The organism is Alkalinema sp. FACHB-956 (assembly GCF_014697025.1).
Lineage (GTDB): Bacteria > Cyanobacteriota > Cyanobacteriia > Leptolyngbyales > Leptolyngbyaceae > Alkalinema.
In genome coordinates this window covers 1-20,797 of record NZ_JACJRC010000003.1, presented here as the reverse complement: position 1 = coordinate 20,797, position 20,797 = coordinate 1, and the positions used below count along the sequence as shown (strand labels likewise).

The window sequence follows — 20,797 nt, the reverse complement described above, 5'->3', positions numbered from 1 at the left end:
CAACATACAGTTCTATTGCCAACATACAGTTCTATTGCCAACATACAGTGATCCCCCGCTCTCCTATGCTCCACTCTCATTTACGAAGAATTCCCGGAGTTTCCTGCCGCAGTGGTGTATCAGTCCTGTAATTGCAGCAATCTTCGACCGGAAGATCCCCGATCACTTTAGCAGCTTGCTCTGCAAAGTTTGATCAGAGATTTTTTGGGCGAGATGGGCTCTGCGCGATTACGTGTGATCGCGGAATTTGTTTGTACCCTTAACTCTGCCTTGGTCAAGGGTCTCAGTAAAACCCCATGCTCAGGAAATCTGCTGATACGTTAGTTTTCTCAATACGGATGTCCATACTGATCTCAGGAAATCTCGATCGTTCTCACGACCCTTCCACACTCTATTCGTATTAGTGATTTGAGGCCACAGATTACGCTTGCTGAGCCGATTCATTCCTCCCGTAGCTGAATTACTTTGCTGAGCCACTTTGCTGAGTAATTTTTCAGTGAACGGTTACCGCCTTGGAGACTGGTTAGCAGAAAACTCATAATCGATCGCAGTCCTGAGCCTCCAAACCCCCCGCTCTCAACGCTACGCTCTAAACTATTAGTATTGCGCCGTGCACACTTTGTTGATCCCCATGACCGAACCCAACAGCAATCTTCTGAATAACCGCTATCAACTGCTGGAGTTGATAGGCAAGGGGGCCATGGGACGGGTTTACAAAGCCAAAGATACGCGCCTAGGAGCCGTCGTTGCGGTTAAATTTTTGGCGCAGACTTTACTGAATCGTAGAATGCGCGATCGCTTTTGGACGGAGGCGAGTATCTGTGCCCAATTGGGACAGAAAAGCATTCACATTGTGCGGGTGACGGACTATGACGTCAACCATGAGGATGTTCCGTATTACGTCATGGAATATTTGCAGGGAGAAAGCCTCAGCGACATTATCCGACGACAACCCCTGCCCCTACCCCGATTCCTCTCTTTAATTCGGCAAATTGTCCTAGGATTGCAGGCCGCCCATCAAGGCATTGATATTGACGGAACCATTTGTCCAATCATTCACCGAGACATTAAACCCAGCAATATGCTGGTGACGCAGGATCAGAGTTTAGGTGAATTGGTCAAGGTACTCGATTTTGGCATTTCTAAACTGTTGCAGGAGGATAGCAACCAGACCAGTACCTACATGGGGACGATGGTGTATTCCTCACCAGAACAAATGGAAGGCCGGGAATTAGATGTCAGATCGGATATCTATAGCTTGGGCGTCATGATGTTTGAAATGTTGACGGGGAAATTGCCGATCCATGCGGATACCCATTCCTTTGCAGGATGGTATCGCGCCCATACGTCCCATGCCCCTCGCACCTTAACGGAGGTTGCACCGGGAACCACCTTTCCCAAGAATTTGGAAGCCCTGGTCATGGGTTGCTTGGCCAAAAATCCTAAGGATCGGCCCCAAACCGCGATCGAGATTCTGAAAGTCCTGGAACCTCTGGAAGAACGCTATGAGGCCAATCGCTCTCTGACCGATCGGATTAATGGGGCATTGATGCGGCAATCTTTGCTGGTGGGAGCCGATGGGGTCGATCGTCGCAGCACGTCTCGCGGTCGGGGTACGACTTCTGTTTTGGATGAGTTGTATCGCGTGGCGACTTGGCCCCAGGACAAACCGATCGGGGCGATTACGTTTCTGCGTAATTTGGAAATCTACCAAAAGCAAGTGCCTTTGGTTTGGGCGATGTTGCCCTATGAGGAAATCAAAGAACTCAAGTTGCACCAGCTCTACAATCGCATCTACAAGAATGTACTCTGTTTGCCATCCCCCTACCCCTTAGCCATTTGGACGACGGCGATCTACAATCGAGCCTGTCACCTGGGTCGGGATCCCCGTTGGTTTTCCCATTTTCTGGATTTGCGAACGGGCCAAGGGCGAGAAACCCTCCATTTGCTAGGAGCCCAAGGGAAGTATTATGTGTTGCTGTTTGCCCAGGAAGCGCCCCAAAAATGTGCGTTGATTCTGGAAATGCCGATTAATGCACAATTGCAATCACGCTTGCAGGAGTGGGCCGTCATGAGTCCGACTTGGTGACCTGTTGGCGACCCAGGCTTGAGCAAAAATATTCTTAAGAATGAGTTGGATAAAGTCAAAGTTAAAGTCAATCAAGAATTTACAAGTTAATTGCAAAGTTAGTTAACTGCAAATTTAGTTGGCTACAAACTTAGTTAATTGCAAACTGACAAGTTAATTACAGGTTCAATATGCGATCGACTTAATTGGAGGATTGATCAAACAATAACTCTAACAGTGCATTCGATAACCTGTAAGATCATGACTTAGCCATCACAAAAAGGCACTATTTTCCACGTACTGTCTTTCCACGTACTGTCTGAGAAATAGTGCCTGAGTAGTAGTGCCTGAGAAACGATGCAGAAGAAGATATCCGGATTAGCTGACCCGCGCGATCGGCATTGTAAAGTGAAACTGACTGCCCCGATCCTTGCCTGCTGACTCCGCCCAGATTTTGCCACCCCAGCCTGCAATAATTTGCCGACAAATGGCCAAACCGAGACCCGTGCCCCCAGTACTGCGGCGCAGTGCCCCTTCTTCTTGGTAAAAGCGTTCAAAAACCCGTTCCAGACGATTGGGTTCAATGCCTCGGCCTGTATCCGACACGATCACTTCCAGCATCTGCCGATCGGTGCCATTTTGTGCCTGAACATGAATTTCTCCATTGGCATCGGTAAATTTACAAGCGTTATCCAACAGTTTAGACAACACTTCCACCAACCATTCTCCATCCACCCGCACCATGGGTAATTCATCGGGAAGTTCAACACTAATTTGGGGCAAATTACTGCCATAGCGGGTTTTCAAACTACTGAGGGCTAAATCTACGCATTCCTGGAGGGGTTGGGGTTCCATGCGCCATTCCACCCGCCCACTTTCTAACCGGGAGAGGGTGAGAAAATCTTGAATGAGCTTGCGCATCCGCTCTGCATCGGAGAGGGCCGAACTGAGCATCACCTGTCGCAACTCCGCAGGCATTGTGGGGTCGGTGGATAAGCTCTCTAGGCAAACTTGGATGGTGGACAGCGGGGTCCGCAGTTCATGGCCGGTGATGGCAATCAGGTTACTGCGGGTGCGTTCCAACGCTTCCAGTTGCTGGTTGAGATCTTCCAAGTTGGCAAAGGCTTCCGCTTGAATCAGGGCAATCCCAATTTGGGCCGCGATCGCATCGACCAATTCCAGTTCGTGTTTTTGCAGTAAGTGGGAGTCGCAATAATGCAACTCAACAATGCCCAAGAGGCGATCCTGATACAGCACTGGCACCATTAGCCACGATCGAATCTTGCCTGTCTGCAACAGATATTGCAAAGTACTGGCGGCATTGCCGGTCGTCACTAAGAGCGGATGGGACAGGGTATCTTCAACGTATAGCGATTCCTGGGCTTGGGCCACTTGCTGAAATAGGGGATTCATGGCCAAATCCCAGACCATGCCCCGCAGGGAGGGAATGGAACTGTCATCCACCGTTTCCGATTCGGTTGAGCCCGGATCCAAAAATTCATGTTCCAGGCGTACCACCGTATCCGCAGCCTTACAGCGATAAATCAAACAGCGATCGGGCTTCAGGACTTGGCCGAGTTCCAATGTGGCAACTTGCAAGACTTCAGCGGGATCCAGCGATCGGCGAATCGCGGTGGTCATCAAGTTGACTAAGCGTTCTTTGCGTTCCTTTTCTGCGATCGCGCGATAGGCTTTAGAGAGCTTGTATTGCCCCACTTGCAAGTAGGTGACCAACCGTTCTGCAAAGGGATCGGACACCGGCGGTTTGAAGCCTTTGGCAGTTTCCTTGCTCAACTTACCCAGCGCCCTACCTGCTTTTGTGGCCAGTTCCGGTCGATAGGCAATGATGCGTTGCAGGAGTAGTTCCGCTGACTTACAAACAATTTCCCGATCGAAGCTCCAAATCCCCTCAAAGCGCCGGGATTGATCCACATGCAGCTCAAACTGCCGAACTTTTGGATCGGTGAGAAACTTTTCTTTACAGATTAAACAACAGGCGTATTGCCGTCCCAGCACCACCAAATGCCACTCTTGGCTCAATGGATCGCTCGGATCAAAGGCAACCATTTCGTAATCAATCGATCGATTCGCAAAATCCGTTTCTGGCGCTGCTAGGACGTAGACCTGATTGGTTCGCTCGGCGATGCGGGCATAGCGATGGGCTTCTTGTTTATAAAATCGTTCGCGCTGGAAGCTAGCGATGACTAAGGGCTTATCACTACCTGCCAGAACTTGGTCTTCCATGGCATGGGACAAAGCCGTCAAGGAAGACTTGAAATACATCTGTGGTCGCACCTGAGGCAGAGCGGCAAATAGATCATCCAGTACTGAGTTTGGAATAATCATTCAAACGACGAAGACAGTCTGTTGGGTGCTTGGTATTCCGTCTAAAGGACGGAGTCATACCTTCTTCAGTGTATCTGCTGAGTTGCGATCGCACAGCGTTTCCCTAGAGGAAGCGTTACATTTCGAAATATATGAGCCAATTCTGTGTAACTTTGAACATGATTGAAATAATCAAAGTTCAAATCTTCATACCATAGAACTACCACTCTAAACACAATCTAATGCGGTCGCTAAAGCAAGGCTATCCACTAAATCTATTCTTTGCAAATCTTGCGCCATGAGAATTAGTGAAGATTGGGTTCAATCTTCACTCCGAACTTGAGAATCCTTACCCAATAAATCTCGGCGTTTTTCTATTCTCTCTTCAGAACGCTTATTTGTACCATACACAAACACACCTACAAGGGAAACCAAGACCCCTCCCCCTAAAATACTGCCACTAACTTCCTTGCCATTGCGAATTAAGTCATAACTTCCTACAAACCCTAAACAGGCAAGAACAAACCCAGCTACCAGCCCCGCCCAAGCTCGTTTATCATCCCCTGTAATTACAGTTTTTTCCAGGTTCATTCGGTGATGGGCTTGCTTTTCTGCAAGAGAAACAATTCGATTCGCTAATCCTGGTTCTACTAGGTCATACGCCTTAAGAATTGAAGGAGGAGGTAAAGGCCCCTGAAAACCATATACTTCCATTGATTCTCTAGATGGCCTATTTTGCGGAGAAACCTTCACAGGATCCAAAGGCGCTATCTTTTGTGCCGAAGCAGCAGTACTATCTTGTGAATCTTCAACACTTGAATCTACTTGCGCAGGGTCGTTAATCATAAGGTTTTATTATCTAACCGAGTTATTCTTGATCAAGATAGTACTGCTCCATGATTAGAGCCTTTTGCGCCTCTTCAATGAGCTGATCTGAAACTTGAGAGTAAGCAGTTTTGTAGGCATCAATTGCGTTGTTTAAATCTTCTCCAATAACTCTCCAATCGGCAGTTAAAGCAAGCTCATCAGCCTGATGATCAGTTAATGAAGAATTGTACTCTTGAAGAGTTCCGCCTATATCTAAAAGACGAGCGATCCCTTCAACAAAAGATGGTTGGGCATAGAGGAAAGAGCTTAGGGGGTTCATGATTTTATCTTCCTGCAAATAATTCATCTAACTTTATAGAATATTTAAACGATACAGAACTTTATGCTCAGACAGAGATTTTGCGACAATTACACTTCCATTCTATAAGCTGGCTTTCATAGTAAAAAGGGGGAGTTGGAATCCTCCCCCTATAATGAATGATCTTTAGGCTGATATATCCTTTTTAGATCAGTTTCAAATTTTGCTCACTTGTGTTTGGTGAACTCGCGTTTGGTTAACTAGGCGAGCAATGCCTTCGCACGGTTGTAAACGTTGTCCACGGTGAAGCCGAATTTCTCCATGGCGATGCCACCGGGAGCCGAAACCCCGAAGCGATCGATGCTGATGATGTCGCCTTCGTCCCCAGCGTACTTGTGCCAACCGAAGCTAGAAGCAGCTTCCACGACGAGGCGCTTCTTGGTTTCCTTCGGCAGAATCGCATTGCGGTAAGCAGCGTCTTGCTCTTCAAACAGATCCACACAGGGCATGGAAATCACACGCACCTTGTGGCCTTCACCGCGCAGTTTGTTGGCAGCTTCAACACAAAGGCTGACTTCGCTACCCGTTGCGATCAGGATGATATCGGGTAGGTCGCCGCTGTCAGACAGGATGTAGCCACCGCGTGCCACGCCTTCGATGCTGGAGCCAGCCAGTTGGGGCAGGGCTTGACGGGACATGGCCATGACCGAAGAGGTCGTCCGACGCTCCACAGCCACCTTGTAGGCTCCAGAGGTTTCGTTGCCATCTGCCGGACGGAAGGTCAGCAGATTCGGGATGGCACGCAGGGACGCCAGGGTTTCTACGGGCTGGTGGGTGGGGCCGTCTTCACCCAGGGCGATCGAATCGTGGGTCAGGACGTAGATAACTTGGGTTTCTGCCAGGGCGGACAGACGCACAGCACCGCGCATGTAGTCTACGAACACCAGGAAGGTTGCACCGTAGGGAATCAAGCCGGTCTTGTGCAGGTAGATGCCGTTACAGATGGCTGCCATGCCGTGTTCCCGGACGCCAAAGCGCAGGTTACGACCGTGGTAGGAACCCTTCTGGAAGTCGGCAAAGCCCTTCAGTTGGGTCAGGTTGGAGTGGGTCAGGTCAGCGGAACCGCCGATCAGTTCGGGGACTGCATTGGCGATCGCGTTGAGGGTTTTTTCCGAAGTTTGGCGGGTGGCCAGGGGTTTGTCTTCGGGGGTGTAGGTGGGCAGGCATTTTTCCCAACCGTCGGGCAGGCGGTAGTTGATCTGACGATCGAACTGCGCCGCTTCTTCGGGATAGCTGCTCTTGTAGCTTTCCCAGACTTTCTGCCATTCAGCTTCAGCCGCAGCACCGCGCTCGATCGACTTGTTGAAGTGGGCGCGAGCGTCTTCGGGCACGACAAACGGATCGTAGTTCCAACCCAGGTTTTCGCGGGTCAGTTTGACTTCGTCGCCACCCAGGGCAGCCCCGTGGACGCCAGCGGTGTTGGCTTTGTTGGGGGAGCCGAAGCCGATCGTGGTGCGGACTTTGATCATGGTCGGCTTGTCGGTGCAAGCTTTGGCTTCTTCGATGGCCTTGGCGATCGCGTCGAGGTTGGTGTCGCCATCGGGCACAACCAGAACTTGCCAGCCGTAAGCTTCAAAGCGCTTGCCTACGTCTTCGGTGAAGGAAACGGAGGTGTCGCCGTCGATGGAGATGTGGTTGTCGTCGTAGAGGGCGATCAGTTTACCCAGACCCAGGTGACCTGCCAAGGAGCAAGCTTCGCCGGAGACGCCTTCCATGTTGCAACCGTCGCCCAGGATGACGTAGGTGTAGTGGTCGATCAGGGTGCAGTCGGGCTTGTTGTAGGTTGCTGCCAGGTGCGCTTCGGCCATGGCCAAGCCGACGCCGTTACAAATCCCTTGACCCAGGGGGCCGGTGGTGACTTCAATCCCAGCGGTTTCAAAGTTTTCGGGGTGACCGGGGGTCTTGGATCCCCACTGACGGAACTGTTTGATATCTTCGATCGAGACGCTGTCGTAGCCAAACAGGTGCAGCAACGCATATTGCAGCATGGAACCGTGACCGGCGGACAGGACGAAACGATCGCGGTTGACCCAGCTAGGATTCTTGGGATTGAACTTCAGGAACTTATCCCACAGTGTAAAAGCCATCGGAGCGGCACCCATGGGCAATCCAGGGTGACCAGATTTTGCTTTTTCAACCGCATCGATCGCCAAAAAGCGGATCGAATTAATACACAGTTCTTCCAGAGATTGGGTTGCAACGACCATGATGTTTTGGGTACTTAACGCTTAACGACGGCTATCCACGAAGTCGAACTTGAGTCGAACTTTAGGGTCGGACTTGAGTCAAACAGAGGGTGTGACCAGATTTTTTCCGATCAAAAGTAGCATACCGAACAGTTACGACCGAAATCCTGTCCGAAAATGGAACCGATTTGGCGTAGGTTGGTGATGTCGTGACACTTCTGACAGGCCCCAGCCAAATACCTAATATTCTTCGCCCAGAGAGACGAGTAGGTATTCATACTTATGATTCAGTATGACAGAGATGGTCATATTTCTTCATGAGTGTCGCAACTATTTTAGGGAATAAGGGGGACAGGTTGACAGGAATCTGTAAAGGGTTTCTAAAATCCGCCCGATGGCTGAGGAGGTTGTCTGGATTCCCTAACAAATTTGGTGCATCAGGTGACTTTGGGGAGTCTAGGGATCTTCTCCTGCTTGGAGTTTGATTTGCTGGATTAAGCTTTCACTCAAATAAAGTCCTGCACTTTGCAGTGCAGAAATTCCAGGGGTAACCGAAGTAATGATGCCCCGCTGTTTAGCTAGAACCAAGACGCCACAAGTGCCCAACACTCGAATCCCTAAAGTACGAGCACACCGTCGAGCGGCGGCATCATCAAGCACGGCACGGTAGGTAGGATGGCGTAACGCAAAGCTGAGCACAGCAGATTCACCTGGATCAATGCCCCATGCTAGAACTTCTGGAGCGAGGTCAATGGGAGTTGGTGTAGCCCAAGGCATTGTGGGGAGTTGTTGCGCTGCGATGTCAGCAGAGCCTGCCCGAATGACTTCTGTCCAAACGGTGGTTGGAATAATAATGTCTGGGAAAAGAGCAGGGAGGAGATGGGCTTGATGACTTTTGAAGAGTGTGATTAAAGGAGAGGCATTGATAACGACTTGGCTAATTTGCATCTGCCAGTTCCTCGGCGAGATCTTGAGGGGTGTATTGGAAGGGAGAAACTTGGAAGCGGCTCAGTTGGGTGATGAATTCGGCGCGGCTGAGTCCGGCGATTTCGGCTGCTTGGCCTTGGGAAATTTCTCCCATTTCGTACCATTTGACGGCAGCGGTTAGGCGGAGGGCTTGGGCGAATTCGTCGGGGGTTTTGCGGGTGGCGGCGAAGGCGGTTTCCGGAATTTGGAGGGAGAGGGTATGCATGGTGGGGTGCCTCAAGATTAAACCCGATCGAGTCGATATTATGGTTTGACTATCGCGATTCTAAGACTTGAAAAAGACTTTTTGCAGCAAACAATCACCGGATGAAGTTAGCGGGGAACTAATGAGCGATTGGAGGAACGATCGACCATTCCAGGAAACTTATAATTAAGAGACACGATCGTCCCAGCATTTTTAATGAGCACTGTCCAAACTCGCAGGGATCTCACGGGTAGACTTTCTGAACCGCCTCGATCTCTGTCAAGTTTCGCCTTTTTCTGCCAATCCCGACGAATTGGCACAAGATATTCAAAATGCCTGATCGCCTAGTTATTACGAATACATCCCCTTTATTTTATCTCCATCAAATCGATCGCCTCGACTTGCTTCAAAACCCCTACAGCACAATTACGGTTCCTGCCGCTGTTCAAAACGATCGAATCTCTTCTTCTAGCGCCGATCGTTCTGGCTGTGTCAGGTTTTAATTTATTAAGCCAAAATTACAAACTATCTCAGTACGGTTGACAGGGCTAGTCCTTTACTCGTAAGCTTGCTTCTCACAGCTGAGTACAACCGTGTTTAACTTCCCGATTCGATCAGCTGGTATACGCTCCCGAAAATTAAGGCGCTACCCAACGTTGCTGAGAACAACGGAGGGCAGCTAAACCCCCAAGCTGGTCATAGCAGCTAGGCGGTCTGACACGGATTGTAACATTCGATCGGGCCACCCTACTTGTCCTGCGCAAAAGGGTGGCTTTAATTTTTGGGATTTCTTCCCGTCTCAACAATTTGGAGAAATCCCCATGGTGATTAACTTTGGTAATTCCGATCGCGCGATCGATCCGGAATTCAAACCGTTGCAATTTTATCTTGTCGGCACCCGCGAAGAAGTTCACGCTACGATTAACCAACTGCATGTGCTTCGGTTTAGCGATCGTATTCGCTGGGGTGTTCCTGTTCCCGTTCCCGGTTCTGATTGGCAATACGTGAGCATCATGCAGCGCGATCGGGCTAGCCAATTAGATTGATCGGTTTTCCCAAAGGTTGTAGATCCCCCCTAGCCCCCCTTAATAAAGGGGGAACCGGAGGAAATAGGAGAAAAGTTGCTATATTTCTACTTTTTGCTTAATTAACTCAAATTCCCCCTTATTAAGGGGGATTTAGGGGGATCGAATCCGCGCGATTGACCTATAAAAACTCACTTAAAAACTCACTTGCTGACGATCGAGGCTTCTGGACTGATTGGGTTTGCGGAATGGGTCGGTTTTTGGGTGAAGTTGCCATAATGGAGTTGGTAAAGTCTCTGGTAGGAGAAATCGCGATGACGGAACCCATTACGGCGGCAGTAATTCTCGGGTTGGCGGCGCAGAAGTTTGCGGAGGGTGCGGCGGGCAAGGCGGCGGAGAAGTTGATCGAACGGTTATGGGAGTCGATCGCGGCGCGGTTTGCGGGACGGAAGAAGACCGCGGAGAATTTGGCGACGATCGCGGCGGAAAAGGGCGAGGCTCCGGCGGCACTGAAACAGGTGGAGACGGTGTTGGAGGCGGAGTTTGTGGAGGATGAGGAGTTCCAGCAAGCGTTGCAAGGGCTGGCGCAGCAGATCATCCAAATTCAAAACCAGTCGCAAAGTCAATCGAACTATACCAACTACGGGCGAGATCAAATTGTGATCAATCAGCCGACTGGAGATTTGAAGATTGGTGGTTCATGATGCTGAGACGCGAATAAATTTTGTGCTAACAGATGTAGGCTTTTCAGGACTAAAGGTATAGTTGGGCTGGAAGTCCTGCAAGGTCTTGCCTGTGTCAACGGAATCGATGCTGAATTCCAATCATGACGTACCATAACGCTGGACGAGACCAAATCATTATCAATGATCCCAAGGGTGGTATTTCGATTGCTCCGAATTCATTCCATCCTATTGATGTGTCGGGGGTGGGGGAGAATCCACCCAATTATGAGCGCTATTGGGTCGATCGGGCGGACTATCAAGCACAGTTGACGGATTGTTTGATGCGGGTTCCGGTGACGCAGATTGTGGCGCAGGGCGGCTTTGGTAAGTCTTCGTTGGCGGCGTGGGGCTACCGCGGGTATGAGCGGGCTGGGTTTGAGAAGCGGGTGTGGGTGAGTTTTCGGCAATCGCTGTCGTTCGATCGGTTTGCGCGGTTTGTGTTGCAGGAGTTGAGGCGTCCGGTATGGGATCCCCAGGCGACTGAGGCGTCGTTGTTGCGGGATTTGCTGCTGCTGCTGGATGACCCGAATGGTGGGGCGCGGATGTTGATTGTGATCGATCAGGCGGAGGCGGGACTGGTGCAGGCGGATTGGGATTGGTATGAGCAGTTTTTGCGGAAGTGGGCGGCGCAGGGTCGGCGGAGTGCGGTGTTGGTGACGAGCCGATCGCCGCTGCCAGCGAGTGAGACGATCGCATTAGGGGGCTTGACGGAGGAAGAGGGGCTGGCGTTTTTCGATCGGGAGGGGGTGACGGGAGAGGCTCGATTGCGGTTGGTGGCGTTGGCGGAGGGGCATCCGTTGTTGTTGAAGTTGGCGGCGGCTTGGACAACGGAAACCTATGGAGCGCGGGTGGATGAACGGGCGATCGATTTCTTTAGCAAGTTGTTTGCAAATTATCAAGGCGATCCGGAAGCGAGTGTTTCAGCAATCTTTGATGTGATTTTTGAAGCGTTGCCGATCGAGTTGCAGGCGTTGTTGCTGAAGGTGTCGGTGTATCGGTTGCCGATCGATGTGGAAATGGCCCAGGCAATGCGATCGGAGGCGACAGAGGCGGAGTTGGCGGAGTTGGAGTCTCAGGGGTTGCTGTTGCGGCAGGATGAGCGGTTTGTTTTGCATCCGTTGGTGGAGCAGTTTGTCCGATCGCGGTTGACGGAGGAGATCACAGCAGTAGCTCACGAAGCGGCGATCGCCTACTACTCAGCGCATTATCAGGACTGGGATGGAACGATCGAGAGTTGTCGAGAAGAGTTGGAAAATTTTTACCATGCCTGTGAGTTGGGGCAGTATGGACGGGCTGATGAGTTCATCGATCGATGCTTTAACTCGCTAGATCTGGCGGGGCAATGGCAATTGTTGTTACCGTTGTATGAACGATTGACCTCCGAATGGGTTGCTGCCGATGATGCCGAAACTAAAAAGCTCGGCTGGGCTTGGACAAGTCTGGGGTGCTTGCATCAATTTTTGGGACGTTACCAGAAAGCGATCGCATTTCACCAGAAAGCCCACGTTCTTTTCAATACCCTTAATTTTTCTGAGGGTGAAGCAGCTTCCTTAGGCAATCTGGGGGCTGCGTACAACGCTCTCGGCCAATACAACGGGCGATCGAATTTCTCCAACAATCTCTGGAAATTACACGCGATATCAGCGACCGCAACGGCGAGGCAAACTCCTTAAACAATCTGGGGGCTGCATATAAATCCCTCGGCCAATACCAACAGGCGATCGAGTACTACCAACAATCTCTGAAAATTACACGCGATATCGGTGACCGCAACGGCGAGGCAAACTCCTTAAACAATCTGGGGGCTGCATACAAATCCCTCGGCCAATTCCAACGCGCGATCGAGTACTACCAACAATCTCTGGAAATTCAACGCGATATTGGCGACCGCAATGGCGAAGCAGCTTCCTTGGGCAATCTAGGGAATGCGTACGACTCCCTCGGCCAACATCAACGCGCGATTGAATACTACCAACAATCCCTGGAAATTCAACGCGATATCGGCTATCGCAACGGCAAAGCAAGCTCCTTATGCAATCTGGGGTCTACGTACGGCTCCCTCGGCCAATTCCAACGCGCGATCGAGTTCTTCCAACAATCCCTGGAAATTCAACGCGATATCGGCGATCGCAACGGCGAAGCAGTTTCTTTATACAATTCAGGACATGCCCATGCCAAATTAGATAACCACGGTCAAGCCCTCCTCAACTTCCAACAAGCCAAAGCTATCTACGAAGACCTCAAACTCGATCACAAAGTCGAAGAATGCGACGAAGCCATTCGTAACTGCACCCAAATCATCGCTGCCGAACGCCGCACCCCACCCACGATCGGCAAAGCACCCGCCCAAGAATCCCTCATCGACTGGTACGAACGCGAACGCCAAGCCAACCAACCCAAAACCTACACCCGCGCCCAACGCCGCGCCATGAACCAACAGTTTTATCTCTGGTTTGCCGTCGGACTCGCGATCGTTTTTTTGCTGTGGTGGCTGAAGCGGTAGACAGGGTAGGAGAGTAGGGGGGGGCTGGGTTGATCGATCGCTTGGAATATTTGGAATCGGTGCTGGGGGCGTGCCGGGTGTTACGCGGGGCCTGTAGTGATTTTGGGTGGAGGGATTGTGGGGACTGAGGCTACGACGATGGCTGTGGGCTGGGCTAGGGTTAGGACGTGTACTGCGCTGCTTCAGTGGGTTGTGCTGATTAGCTCGAGGTCGATCGGGGGAGGTTTTGCACAATATAGATAACGTAGAGGGACAAAATCGCGGCCCAAAAACACCACACAGAAACAAAGGCATAGTTAAACCAGTAAGCAGTTGCAAGCAATGCTAGGGCAATAAGTCCAGCAAAAATTTTGATGCGATCGACATTCATGAGACATAACGGACTCAAGACAATGAGCAAATAAATGAGACGCAAAATATCGCGGGATAGGAAACCGTCGTAGATCATCTGGGTTTGGTAGTCGATCGACCCCTGCCGGACGACGATGGTCAGCCAATCGGGATAAATCCAAAGTGGAACGTAAATGGAGGCACTAAACAACAGACCGATCAGGGCGATCGTGAGGAATCGCGGTTTTGCTTCAGTACGCTGTTCTAAGATGAACATCCCCAGGGCAGGACAAACGAGCCAGAATCCATAGGCAAAAAATAAAAAACCTAAAGCCCCGAAGCGAATCAGGTCGGTTTGATGGCTGTGGATATTCAGCCATTCCATCCCTTCAATGCCTTGCTGGATGCCAAAAAATAAGGGAATGGTGGCTAGAGGGACATATCGAGAATCTCTATGCCATGCAGTGGTGCTCGCATAAAGTCCTAGGGGAATGAGTAAGGCAGTGGCAGTGAAACTTGCAGTGGCTGAAAAACACATTAGTTTAACTCCAAGCTAACTCAAGGGGTTGGTGTTTAACCCGAAGATTTAATATCTGGCCATAGTCTATCAGGAAATTCCTAACGATCGCGCCTTAATCGATATTTTCAAGATCGTAGTGAGTTATTCCAGCTCCCCAAAATTAACATTACCCGATCGCCTCGGCGACCCTAACCGCAGATGCGATCGCCCCTTCATGGAGGCCGTCCCCTAAATAGGCTCCGGCATAGTAGGTGTTGTACTCTCCATTCCTGGCAATGATGTCGTTGCGGTTGCGAAAAGCTTCGACGGTGTACAGCGGGGTCTGATGTTTTTGGTGATGGATAATGTGTTCAGGATTGAGGTGCTGCTTCAGGTTAAACGCAAGGCTATACTGCCGATCGTGGCTCGTGCCACAAAGCTGATTCAACGCTGCGTTATACCCCCAGTCATCCTGACCTGTTTGGAAAAAGTCAAATTCTGAACCCTGTTTGATTCCATATTTCTCATACATGGTCATTTCCGTATGGATGATCGTTTCAGCTTCATTGGCTTGCCAATGCTCAAATCGTCGGACTTCATCGCTATGGGCATCCGCCAAGAGTTTGAGGACTTGATCGGGAGGCGTTGCCAAAACGAGTTTGTCAAACCAGTGGGATGTCCCCTCGGCTAGCAACACTTCCACCGCCTGGGGATGCCTGAAAACACTTCTGACTTGAGCATTGAGGATAATTTCACCCTGGAAGCGATCGAGAATCTTCTCAATGTAAGAATATACCCCACCTTGAATCCTGACCCAATTGGTAAACACATAGCGTCGTAGGGCGGGAATAGCTAACTCTGCGGGGAATGGATTCATCAAGCCATAGGCCATGGAGTAGCTGTACATAGTTAGTAGCTTGACCCAAGTAGTGCGCGGGCATTCCACACCTAAAAACTTCGATAAGGGTTGATTCTGGAGTTCCGCCAGGGAAGCTAGGTGCGTCTTCAGCCAGAGCCCCACCGATCGGGCATAGAGTCCATCAATCTGCAAAACTTCCTTCCACTTCCGCCAGCCTGAAAAATTTTTCTCGATCGAGACAGGCGACAGAAAATGCCGCCCATCTTGATAAAATAGCCCTGACCCAACCGGTACAGGCTCCAATTCCACACCTAAATCCTGCATCAGATGGAGAAATTGACTAAACTCCACCGGAAATTCCAACACACCCGCTTCTAAATATTCACCACAGGGTTGAACATTCGGCTGAATGTTTTTATTCAACGTTCGAATGTGGCCACCGAGAATATTTTGCCGTTCAAACACGGTCACTTGATGGCCCTGTCGATCGAGCAAATAGGCCGCCACCAGACCACTTGCACCACCACCAATGACTGCAATCTTCATAGGTCACCTCGGGATTGTTGTTACGCTGTAGTCAGAATTGGGTCGCCGGATAGTCGTTGATAGAGAATCGCACCGGTCCAAAAAGTTGCAGCAAAACCGGGATAGCCAGAGGAAGCATTACAGAAATAGAAATGGTTGAGGGAGGTTTGGTGATTTAAGCGTCCTAAACCCATATTGCGCGGAGTTAAGCTCGAACCGTAGGAATTGCCCTGCGGACACCAGCAGAATCGCTCATTGGTTGTAGGACTTCCTGTAATCTTGAACACAATATGTTTCCGTAGATTGGGGATATATTGCCGTTCCATAATGTCCAAAATCGTCTCTAAAATCGCTTCTTTCTTGCGGTGGTAAGCTTGCTTATCAGTTTGCTGAAGTTGATGAAAGTAGTCGTAATTGGCAACAGTTAAGAATTCAATAATTTGACAATCTTCAGGACAATCCCGTTCCGCAGAAGTTAATAGGGTTGGAGTCGTAATTGCAAAGCTAGGACGGGAAAAATCATGCTGCTCATACATCCGCCGAAATGCCTGATTTAAATCTGGATCTTCCGTATGGAAAACATTCCACGCGCCAAACCCATAGTCCCGTAAATCTAAATCCTTAACCACGCAATAGGCCATGTAATTGGATGGTGAATAGTCGTAATCCAAACGTCGCTGTACTTGCGGTGTAAACTTTTCGAGGCCAATCATCTGCGCGGCTTTCTTCGGGTCAAGGTTGCAAATGACGGTGTCGCCATAGTATTCCTGGGATTGGTGAGTTAGCCGATCGACGACCCGTGCGCCCTTCACCGTTTTGCCATCCAGGATGAACGCCTGCACTTCTTGATTCAAATGGACCGTTCCACCATGGGATTGGATCACTTGCACCAAACTATTAATTACATGCTCAAAATGCCGCGTTGGATAAAATGCCCCTTCCTGATAGCCTGTGAACAAAATCACCCAAGCATAGAATGAAAGTTGTTCCGGAGGCAGGAGAAAATCCGGCCATTGCAGGGCTAGGAGGGTTTGGGCTGGTTTGGGCAGATTAAAGCGATCGAACACCTCCTGTAACGTGCTGTTGAGATAGCGAATTGCCGTCAGGACAGCGCCAAAATTTTGGAGCAGTAATTGAGGCCGAATCGGTGGCGATAGGCATTTCAATCCCTGCCGAACCTGCTGCACGGTGTGGAGAAACTGCCGAATTTCCTGGGTTCCTTCTGGACATTGCTGCGATAGCCGCTGAATCAACAGTTCCATCTCCCCCGGTACATCTAGCTTGTACCCCGGCATTCGCATGTGATCGAAGCCCTGCGGGTCATAGCGTTCAAAGGTGACGGTGCGATCGAGTCCTAAGCGTTGCAAAACTCGATTGACCGTATTCCCTTCACCACAATCCCACACATAGTGAAGCTGGGCATTAAACCGATATTTCTTGGCCATGGTAAACGTGTGCCCAAACCCTCCCGGATGTTCATGGGCTTCAAGGATTTCCACCCGTTTCCCCGCCTGGGCCATCAACGCCCCAAAAACCAAGGCCGAAAGACCACTGCCAACGATTAAATAATCGGTTCCCATCCTCCGTCCCTCCTAAAGTGCTATTTGGTTTTACCGTTCAGCTTAGAAGGGAATGTTGAGTATATTGTGAGGATGACCTGCAACGAGCTGTTGACAAGTCTCAAGTTGCGGGTATTTTGGGGTTTGGTGTATCTTGGCGAATAAAGAAATTGCCAATGAGATGACCCATGCCTAAACCAATTGCTCAACCAACTACCCAACGATCTGCTCAACGATCTGCTCAACGATCGATTATCCAGTTGGGGCATCCTACGCTGCGGCAACGGGCAAGCCAGGTACAGGATGTACGATCGCCAGAAATTCAGCAGTTGATTGATGAGTTAATTGCAACGGTGCAACAGGCAAATGGGGTGGGGATTGCGGCTCCGCAGGTCGATGAGTCCTATCAAATTATGATTGTGGCGTCTCGTCCAAATCCGCGTTATCCGTTCGCTCCGGAGATGGAACCGACGGCGATGATTAATCCAGTGATTTTGGCGCGATCGGAGGCGGTAGAAAAGGGCTGGGAGGGCTGTTTGAGTGTGCCGGGGGTGCGGGGATGGGTGCCGCGCCATTGCGAGATTACGGTGGAATATCAGGATCGATTTGGCCAGCTTCAACAGACCTCATTAACGGGGTTTGTGGCACGGATTTTCCAGCATGAGTATGACCATTTTCAGGGGTTAGTGTTTCTCGATCGGGTGGAAAGTGAAGCAGATTTACTGGATGAAGCCGCTTACCAAGCGATGATGAATCCAAGCGATGATGCATCAAAAGCCATCGAGAACTGATCCAAACGTCAACGCCAGAATTCAATACCGGAATCCAACGGTTGTACCCAGAAATCCTATGAAACTTCGATCGCTTTCCCTGGTGCTCTGCTGCACCATTACTGCTTGCCAAACAGCTTTCCCAGATTCGACCGTTGCAGCCAATGCGCCTACTGTAAAAACGTCCTCTAGGATCACGCCTACCACGGCCTATCGCTCAGAATCGATCGCTGGCTTTACAGTTCTCTTTAATCCCGAAGTTCTCAAGCATCCCAGGGAATCCAAAGCCCTGCGGAAAGAACTGCAATCCCAACTATTGGCCATTACCCGGGTGGTTCCTAACAAACCCCTTGCCAAGTTGAAAAAAGTCCGGATTTGGGTGGAATGGCAGAAAAGAGCCAACGGGGCGGCGGAATTTCATCCCTCGGCTGATTGGCTCCGACAGAATGGTTATAATCCCGACAAAGCAGGCGATGTTGAACTGTCCAATACCCGTAATTTTGTTCAATGGTCACAAAGGGATCAACCCTGGATGGTATTGCACGAATTGGCCCACGCTTACCATTACCTTGTCTTGGGAGATCAGAATGCAGATATTCAAGCTGCCTATCAAAATGCGATCGATCGCCAATTATATAAATCAGTGGCCTACGTGCAGGGTGGAAAGAAGCCTGCCTATGCTTTGACTAATAACAAAGAGTATTTTGCCGAAACGTCCGAAGCCTACTTTGGCAAAAATGATTTCTATCCCTTTAATCGTGCTGACCTGAAACAATACGATCCCATGGGCTATCAACTCATGGAAAAAACTTGGAAACGATAAATCCCGATCGTCCCCGTCCTCACCCAACGCTATAATCCTTGCATCGTGAAGAAGTCTGGTTCAAGCAATGCAAAGTAGTATGACACTGAGCAGCACGGTTGCCTTGTTCAGTGCAATGACCATCTTAGCGGCTATCCCCAGTGTCAGTGTCTTAACCGTAGTAACTCGATCGGCCAGCTTAGGATTTTTGCATGGCCTACTGACCAGTCTTGGGATTGTCGTTGGTGATGTGGTGTTTATTATCATTGCCATCTGGGGCTTAGCTTTCATTGTAGCTACCATGGGTGGCTTTTTTGTCTTAATTAAATATCTTGGAGGCGCTTATTTGATTTGGCTGGGCATCCAATTGTCTCAAGCTCAATCTAAACCAACTGGGACAGAAACGATTGCTGATGCTTCACTAATCTCTAGTTTTCTCGCAGGGCTATTCATTACCCTTGGCGATCAAAAAGCTGTTCTATTTTACTTAGGCTTTTTCCCAGCATTTCTCGATCTCCCCAAAATTTCTCCTCTCGATACTGCCATTGTTATTACGATCGCCATCCTGGCTGTGGGTGGCGTTAAGGTTACCTATGCATACATGGCAGATCGAACCAGACGCTTGATGAAGCATCCGTGGATTAACCATCCATTTAGCCAATTCCTAAATACGATCGCAGGGATTGTCATGATCGTAGTTGGTTTGTTTTTAATTTTAAGACCTTAGTTCAGTATACAGATATTCCAGCGTTTCAATTAATATTCGCTAACTTTGCGACCATAGCAGCTCGTGAAGAAACGCCCAACTTACGAAACATCCTTTTGAGAGCCTGTTTGACAGAATTTTCTGTAATCCACAATGTGGTACCGATTTCTGCGTTGGTTTTACCCAAGGCCACTAACTCGGCAATTTGTAATTCTCGTGCCGTTAAACACTGCCTGACTGCCTGAGAGCCTGTATTTATCCCTAGAACTGGTGCATCGGTATCGCAATTCTTGGTGGCCTCGACGATCGCCATCCATCCCGAAATATGTAAGCAAATCGCACTTAAATCAACCAGATTATCGTGATTAAATGCAGGCATTGATCGTGCTCGGGTACAGCCGATGGCCCTCACAATGTTCCCACGATGGACGATCGGCCCTGCCATCACATGCCAATGATCCGCACGAGGACAGATTAATTGCCATGTTTTCGGGGTTGTGACCATTGCTTCATGAACGGGGGCATGACGTTCTGCAAGATATCGTGCGACAGGATTCCGGTCGATCGACAAAGCTGTGTTCAGAATGGTTTGAAGGGTTGGATCATTCGCTAATAATTCATCGAAAAAGAAAACTGCCCGTCGAGTTGCGGAAAAATATTCACCGATTGATGGAATCACCTGCGATCGTAGCTCAGCTTTGCTGCGGGCTTGCTGAATGGCTGTAAATAACAAATCTAGGGACATGGACAACAAAACCCTAAAGTGTACCCGATCGGGGTCTGTCGGTATTCCAATATTCAACCTATATTAGCTGGAATCTTTATTCAGTGAAAGCAGTTTCCTGGCGAGCCAAATTAATGAATCAAACAACTATCTTCAGTCCCTTTTTGGCAATGATCCTACTGACTTTTTTAGTGTGGGTGTATATGTACATTCGCCGAATTCGTTTTATTACCCACAAAAAAATCCGTCCCCAGGATCTCGCAACCTCTAGCAGCTCTATGCAAAACTGGCCAATGGCCGTGACCACCCCCTCAAACAACCTGAAAAATTTATTTGAGATGCCCGTTCTGTTCTATGCGATCGTGCTCTATCTGTTTGTGACCCAGCAGGTTGATAGTCTTTACGTGAAGGCTGCCTGGTTTTTTGTGGGATTTCGTATTTTGCACAGCATTGTCCACTGCACGTTTAATCTCATTCTTCTTAGGTTTTATCTCTATCTCTTTTCCAGCATAGCTGTCTGGTTTATCGTAGGTCGTGCGGCGTTGAAACACCTTGCTTTCTAAACCTTGCTTTCTAAACCTTGCTTGTATCGTCATTGGCTGAAAGTCGTCTTTTCAAAAATTGTGCAAACACCAAAAGCCCCCACCGATAGATTCGATGAGGGCTTTTGACTGATCTATTGACTAATCTCAAGCTAAAACCGAAATCGGAATTAACCGTTGATTGCAGGTGCTTGCAGTGCTACAGGTGCAGACTCGCCAGCAGCCAAGTCCAGAGGGAAGTTGTGAGCGTTACGCTCGTGCATCACTTCCATCCCCAGATTAGCCCGGTTGA

21 protein-coding genes and 1 pseudogene are annotated in these 20,797 nt (G+C 49.6%); 11 read left to right on the top strand and 11 right to left on the bottom strand.

Annotated elements, in window-relative coordinates:
* The first annotated feature begins 631 nt into the window (after positions 1 to 631).
* Complete coding sequence (locus H6G21_RS05325) at positions 632 to 2,089, top strand: serine/threonine-protein kinase (RefSeq protein ID WP_242041663.1); 1,458 nt, start codon at positions 632 to 634, stop codon at positions 2,087 to 2,089.
* A gap of 357 nt (positions 2,090 to 2,446) precedes the next feature.
* On the opposite strand, the gene H6G21_RS05320 is transcribed toward H6G21_RS05325, so the two are convergent.
* The 6 genes from H6G21_RS05320 to H6G21_RS05295 form a co-directional block, all read right to left on the bottom strand.
* Positions 2,447 to 4,414 (bottom strand): DICT sensory domain-containing protein, encoded by a 1,968-nt coding sequence (locus tag H6G21_RS05320; protein WP_190571321.1) that lies wholly within the window; start codon positions 4,412 to 4,414, stop codon positions 2,447 to 2,449.
* Positions 4,415 to 4,714: 300 nt separating this feature from the next.
* Complete coding sequence (locus H6G21_RS05315; protein WP_190571319.1) at positions 4,715 to 5,239, bottom strand: DUF2335 domain-containing protein; 525 nt, start codon at positions 5,237 to 5,239, stop codon at positions 4,715 to 4,717.
* A gap of 22 nt (positions 5,240 to 5,261) precedes the next feature.
* Positions 5,262 to 5,567, bottom strand: a complete 306-nt coding sequence (locus H6G21_RS05310; RefSeq protein WP_199307041.1) for a hypothetical protein — start codon at positions 5,565 to 5,567, stop codon at positions 5,262 to 5,264.
* Positions 5,568 to 5,779: 212 nt separating this feature from the next.
* The gene (tkt, locus tag H6G21_RS05305; protein ID WP_190571317.1) at positions 5,780 to 7,786 is read right to left on the bottom strand and encodes a transketolase; all 2,007 of its coding nucleotides are present in this window, start codon (positions 7,784 to 7,786) and stop codon (positions 5,780 to 5,782) included.
* A gap of 435 nt (positions 7,787 to 8,221) precedes the next feature.
* A complete protein-coding gene (locus H6G21_RS05300) occupies positions 8,222 to 8,713 on the bottom strand; it encodes a DUF3368 domain-containing protein (protein ID WP_190571315.1) in 492 nt (163 codons plus the stop codon).
* Positions 8,703 to 8,957: a UPF0175 family protein gene (locus H6G21_RS05295; protein WP_190571313.1), complete on the bottom strand. Its 255-nt coding sequence runs from the start codon at positions 8,955 to 8,957 to the stop codon at positions 8,703 to 8,705. Before H6G21_RS05295 ends, H6G21_RS05300 begins: the two co-directional genes overlap by 11 nt.
* Before the next feature lie 311 nt (positions 8,958 to 9,268).
* On the opposite strand from H6G21_RS05295, the gene H6G21_RS05290 reads away from it, so the two are divergent.
* From H6G21_RS05290 to H6G21_RS25365, 6 genes and pseudogenes are all read left to right on the top strand, one after another.
* Positions 9,269 to 9,439 carry a hypothetical protein gene (locus H6G21_RS05290; RefSeq protein WP_190571312.1) on the top strand — a complete coding sequence of 57 codons (171 nt, stop codon included), beginning with the start codon at positions 9,269 to 9,271 and terminating at the stop codon, positions 9,437 to 9,439.
* 318 nt (positions 9,440 to 9,757) lie between these two features.
* Complete coding sequence (locus H6G21_RS05285) at positions 9,758 to 9,982, top strand: hypothetical protein (RefSeq protein WP_190571310.1); 225 nt, start codon at positions 9,758 to 9,760, stop codon at positions 9,980 to 9,982.
* 227 nt (positions 9,983 to 10,209) lie between these two features.
* Positions 10,210 to 10,665, top strand: coding sequence for a hypothetical protein (locus H6G21_RS05280; protein WP_190571308.1), 456 nt, complete (start codon positions 10,210 to 10,212; stop codon positions 10,663 to 10,665).
* Positions 10,666 to 10,787: 122 nt separating this feature from the next.
* Complete coding sequence (locus H6G21_RS25370) at positions 10,788 to 12,359, top strand: tetratricopeptide repeat protein (RefSeq protein WP_199307040.1); 1,572 nt, start codon at positions 10,788 to 10,790, stop codon at positions 12,357 to 12,359.
* A pseudogene (locus H6G21_RS26160) lies at positions 12,275 to 12,622 on the top strand (tetratricopeptide repeat protein); the annotation flags it as partial. The gene H6G21_RS25370 and the pseudogene H6G21_RS26160, both read left to right, overlap by 85 nt.
* Positions 12,596 to 13,189, top strand: a complete 594-nt coding sequence (locus H6G21_RS25365; RefSeq protein ID WP_347277983.1) for a tetratricopeptide repeat protein — start codon at positions 12,596 to 12,598, stop codon at positions 13,187 to 13,189. The pseudogene H6G21_RS26160 and the gene H6G21_RS25365, both read left to right, overlap by 27 nt.
* Positions 13,190 to 13,388: 199 nt before the next feature.
* Here the strand turns inward: H6G21_RS25365 and H6G21_RS05265 are convergent, their stop codons facing one another.
* From H6G21_RS05265 to H6G21_RS05255, 3 genes are all read right to left on the bottom strand, one after another.
* Positions 13,389 to 14,057 (bottom strand): DUF6629 family protein, encoded by a 669-nt coding sequence (locus tag H6G21_RS05265; RefSeq protein ID WP_190571306.1) that lies wholly within the window; start codon positions 14,055 to 14,057, stop codon positions 13,389 to 13,391.
* A gap of 148 nt (positions 14,058 to 14,205) precedes the next feature.
* Positions 14,206 to 15,423, bottom strand: a complete 1,218-nt coding sequence (locus tag H6G21_RS05260) for an FAD-dependent oxidoreductase (protein WP_190571305.1) — start codon at positions 15,421 to 15,423, stop codon at positions 14,206 to 14,208.
* 20 nt (positions 15,424 to 15,443) lie between these two features.
* Positions 15,444 to 16,982 (bottom strand): NAD(P)/FAD-dependent oxidoreductase, encoded by a 1,539-nt coding sequence (locus tag H6G21_RS05255; RefSeq protein ID WP_190571303.1) that lies wholly within the window; start codon positions 16,980 to 16,982, stop codon positions 15,444 to 15,446.
* A 167-nt stretch (positions 16,983 to 17,149) separates the two neighbouring features.
* On the opposite strand from H6G21_RS05255, the gene def reads away from it, so the two are divergent.
* The 3 genes from def to H6G21_RS05240 all read left to right on the top strand — a co-directional run bounded on the left by def (position 17,150) and on the right by H6G21_RS05240 (position 19,260).
* Positions 17,150 to 17,752, top strand: a complete 603-nt coding sequence (gene def / locus H6G21_RS05250) for a peptide deformylase (RefSeq protein ID WP_190571301.1) — start codon at positions 17,150 to 17,152, stop codon at positions 17,750 to 17,752.
* 58 nt (positions 17,753 to 17,810) lie between these two features.
* Positions 17,811 to 18,554, top strand: a complete 744-nt coding sequence (locus H6G21_RS05245; RefSeq protein WP_190571298.1) for a hypothetical protein — start codon at positions 17,811 to 17,813, stop codon at positions 18,552 to 18,554.
* Between the two features lie 79 nt (positions 18,555 to 18,633).
* A complete protein-coding gene (locus H6G21_RS05240; RefSeq protein WP_190571296.1) occupies positions 18,634 to 19,260 on the top strand; it encodes a LysE family translocator in 627 nt (208 codons plus the stop codon).
* 25 nt (positions 19,261 to 19,285) lie between these two features.
* Here the strand turns inward: H6G21_RS05240 and H6G21_RS05235 are convergent, their stop codons facing one another.
* Positions 19,286 to 19,990, bottom strand: coding sequence for a LuxR C-terminal-related transcriptional regulator (locus tag H6G21_RS05235; protein WP_190571939.1), 705 nt, complete (start codon positions 19,988 to 19,990; stop codon positions 19,286 to 19,288).
* A gap of 107 nt (positions 19,991 to 20,097) precedes the next feature.
* On the opposite strand from H6G21_RS05235, the gene H6G21_RS05230 reads away from it, so the two are divergent.
* Entirely contained in the window at positions 20,098 to 20,526 is a 429-nt protein-coding gene (locus H6G21_RS05230) for an MAPEG family protein (protein ID WP_190571294.1), read from the top strand.
* Positions 20,527 to 20,675: 149 nt separating this feature from the next.
* Here H6G21_RS05230 and H6G21_RS05225 read toward each other — a convergent pair.
* The coding region (locus H6G21_RS05225; RefSeq protein WP_190571293.1) for a photosystem II protein D1 at positions 20,676 to 20,797 on the bottom strand (122 nt) is incomplete at its 5' end.

Bases quoted from the DNA above. Each gene is read 5' to 3' on its own strand.
- H6G21_RS05240 (WP_190571296.1), top strand. From the start codon at position 18,634: ATGACACTGAGCAGCACGGTTGCCTTGTTCAGTGCAATGACCATCTTA.
- H6G21_RS05260 (WP_190571305.1), bottom strand. From the start codon at position 15,423: ATGAAGATTGCAGTCATTGGTGGTGGTGCAAGTGGTCTGGTGGCGGCC.
- H6G21_RS25370 (WP_199307040.1), top strand. From the start codon at position 10,788: ATGACGTACCATAACGCTGGACGAGACCAAATCATTATCAATGATCCC.
- H6G21_RS05310 (WP_199307041.1), bottom strand. From the start codon at position 5,567: ATGAATTATTTGCAGGAAGATAAAATCATGAACCCCCTAAGCTCTTTC.
- H6G21_RS05290 (WP_190571312.1), top strand. From the start codon at position 9,269: ATGCCTGATCGCCTAGTTATTACGAATACATCCCCTTTATTTTATCTC.
- H6G21_RS05255 (WP_190571303.1), bottom strand. From the start codon at position 16,982: ATGGGAACCGATTATTTAATCGTTGGCAGTGGTCTTTCGGCCTTGGTT.
- H6G21_RS05230 (WP_190571294.1), top strand. From the start codon at position 20,098: ATGAATCAAACAACTATCTTCAGTCCCTTTTTGGCAATGATCCTACTG.
- H6G21_RS05245 (WP_190571298.1), top strand. From the start codon at position 17,811: ATGAAACTTCGATCGCTTTCCCTGGTGCTCTGCTGCACCATTACTGCT.
- H6G21_RS05295 (WP_190571313.1), bottom strand. From the start codon at position 8,957: ATGCATACCCTCTCCCTCCAAATTCCGGAAACCGCCTTCGCCGCCACC.
- H6G21_RS05315 (WP_190571319.1), bottom strand. From the start codon at position 5,239: ATGATTAACGACCCTGCGCAAGTAGATTCAAGTGTTGAAGATTCACAA.
- H6G21_RS05320 (WP_190571321.1), bottom strand. From the start codon at position 4,414: ATGATTATTCCAAACTCAGTACTGGATGATCTATTTGCCGCTCTGCCT.
- tkt (WP_190571317.1), bottom strand. From the start codon at position 7,786: ATGGTCGTTGCAACCCAATCTCTGGAAGAACTGTGTATTAATTCGATC.
- H6G21_RS05280 (WP_190571308.1), top strand. From the start codon at position 10,210: ATGGGTCGGTTTTTGGGTGAAGTTGCCATAATGGAGTTGGTAAAGTCT.
- H6G21_RS05285 (WP_190571310.1), top strand. From the start codon at position 9,758: ATGGTGATTAACTTTGGTAATTCCGATCGCGCGATCGATCCGGAATTC.
- H6G21_RS05325 (WP_242041663.1), top strand. From the start codon at position 632: ATGACCGAACCCAACAGCAATCTTCTGAATAACCGCTATCAACTGCTG.
- def (WP_190571301.1), top strand. From the start codon at position 17,150: ATGCCTAAACCAATTGCTCAACCAACTACCCAACGATCTGCTCAACGA.
- H6G21_RS05265 (WP_190571306.1), bottom strand. From the start codon at position 14,057: ATGTGTTTTTCAGCCACTGCAAGTTTCACTGCCACTGCCTTACTCATT.
- H6G21_RS05300 (WP_190571315.1), bottom strand. From the start codon at position 8,713: ATGCAAATTAGCCAAGTCGTTATCAATGCCTCTCCTTTAATCACACTC.